At 72.0% G+C, this 2243-nt stretch carries 2 protein-coding genes; both read right to left on the reverse strand.

Annotated elements, in window-relative coordinates; genetic code table 11:
- Positions 1-355: 355 nt before the first annotated feature.
- Entirely contained in the window at positions 356-1528 is a 1173-nt protein-coding gene (locus tag KN815_RS48220; RefSeq protein ID WP_216348084.1) for a glycoside hydrolase family 64 protein, read from the reverse strand.
- A gap of 110 nt (positions 1529-1638) precedes the next feature.
- Positions 1639-2243, reverse strand: a 605-nt coding sequence (locus KN815_RS48225) for a glycosyltransferase (protein WP_216348085.1), incomplete at its 5' end; no start/stop codon positions are given.

Below are 2243 nucleotides of genomic sequence, written 5' to 3' on the forward strand. Positions count from 1 at the left end.
CGGGTACGGGCCCGCCTGACACGGGTACGCCCCGCCTGACACGGTGCGGCCCACCCTGACACGGGTGCGGGCCGCCTCGTGTGCCCGGGCCCCCGCCCGGCGTCCCCCCGTACCGCCGGGCGGGGGGACGGACGTGTAGCCGGGCGGGGAGAGGCTCCCTCACCGTCCGCCGCGCCGCCCCGCCGTGCGCCGCGGACACCTCCCCGCCCGGCCGCTGTGTGCCGAACCGCGGCCGGATCCCGCCCGGCCCGGCGGGCTGTTCCGCTCCCCGCGGCAAGGGGCGGGGAGGGGGAAGCGTCGATGTGCGGCTCCGCCGCGTGGCGCGTCACGGGCGTCACACCCCGCCGGACACCCCCTAGAACGGAGTCAGCGTGAGCGTGATCCCCTTGGGGGCGGTGTCCTGGATGTAGGACGCGAACTCGGCCACGTCATCGAAGGCGAAGCCGTACGCCTTGCCGTCCACGGTCGCCGCGTGCATGGCCTTGGCGTAGTGGTTGGTGACCTCCTCGCCGTAGAAGGCGGCCGGGTCGGTGGTCGGCTGGGCGTCGGTGTTGTGCAGCGTGGTGCGGTTGAAGCCCGCGCCGAGGATCGCCGCGACCGGGCCCGTCGTCCCGTCGTTGGGCGCGGCCAGGGCGCCGTCGCAGAACAGCACGTCCTTGGTGGAGGGCTTGTCGAAGGAGACCGACGCAGGGCCGGTGAAGGCGAACTTCCCGCCGCTCACCCGGCCGGTGAAGGTGCCCGCGTTGGTGGTGACCTTGAGGTCCTTCGATCCGTAGGCGTCCCAGACCTGGTCGATGTACGACGCGAAGTAGTCCTCCGCGAACAGCCCCGCGCCCATGCCATGGCCCGGAGCGATCACCCGCAGATTGTCGCCGACGATCAGCTTCTTGTAGGCGTCGACACCGGCGAGGTCGGAGAAGACCTTGGCGCGGGCGCCGTCCTTGAGGGTGCCGGTCGTCTGGTCCTGGGCGCCGGTGAGGTGGATCGACAGCGGGACGCTGAACATGTCCACCATGGTGGTGTTGCAGAACATCCCGGAGTCGTTGTACGTGAACTCCGCGCAGTCATGCATGATGTCGAAGTTCGGGTCGCCGGACACCCAGCCGGCCGGGTACTGAAGCGCGGCCTTGCCCGCCCCGTCCTCGACCACCTTCAGCTTGAGCTTCGAGCCGAGCGCGACATAGATCCGGCCCGACATCTGCGGCAGGTTCAGCTTGGTGTCACCGCTTCCGGACAGCGGGATCGCGTAGTCGGTGAAGCCGTCCGAACCGTTGTCGGACATCGCGACGGGGGCGATGGTGCCGTCGGGGGTGACGTGGACCTGCCGGTCGCCCTCGTTGCCGACAATGTAGAGCCAGACCGATGCGTTGTCGTACTGCCCCGTCTTGTTGACGACGGTCAGGGGCAGGGAGGCGGCGGCCTTCGCGCTCGGCGCACCGCTGGCACGGCCGCCGGCGAAGGCCAGACCGGTTCCCGCGGCAGCGGCGGAGGCGGCTATGCCACCCAGCAGCTTCCTGCGACTGATCATGATGATGGTGCTCCTCGGCGTAGTGGGGGTTGCCGGGAAAATGGCGTGGGGGGTAACGAGAAGCGCGAGTTGAGAGCGCTCTCTCGTTCCTCTGCCCAGCACCCTGCCGATCAACGACCGGGCCCGTCAACCCCTTCACGCAGAAAGGTCTGCACCAACTCATCGTAGACGCTGAGGACATGGGCGACGGTGTCGTCCTCCGTCGGCCAGCCGGCCGTCCGCGCCCGCCCCGCCGCGGCGAGCTCCACCCGGCGCACCGGATCGGCGAGCAGCCCGGTCACCGCCTCGGCCAGGGCCTCCGGATCGCCGTACGGGACGAGTTCGGCCGCGTCCCCGACCAGCTCCGGCACCCCGCCCACCTCCGTGGCCACCAGCGGCACCCCCGCGTGCAGCGCCTCCTGGGCCAGCAGCGAGCGCGCCTCCCAGCGGCTGGAAAGCACCGCCACATCGGCCGCGGAGAGCAGCCCGGGCACATCCTCACGCCGGCCCAGCAGCCGCACCGGCAGCCCCTCCAGGTCGATCCGGCGCTGGAGCACCGCACGGTCCGGCCCCTCCCCCGCCACCACCAGCAGCGGCCGCGGATCCAGCGCGCGCCAGTGCCGCGCCGCGTCCAGCAGCGGGCCGTGCCCGGCCACCGCCTCCAGCCGGCCCGCCGTGACCAGCAACGGCCGCTCCACCACGCCCAGTTCGGCCCGCGCCTTCTGGCGGCGGCCAT

The sequence above is a fragment of the Streptomyces niphimycinicus genome, from assembly GCF_018883605.1.
Taxonomy (GTDB): domain Bacteria; phylum Actinomycetota; class Actinomycetes; order Streptomycetales; family Streptomycetaceae; genus Streptomyces; species Streptomyces niphimycinicus.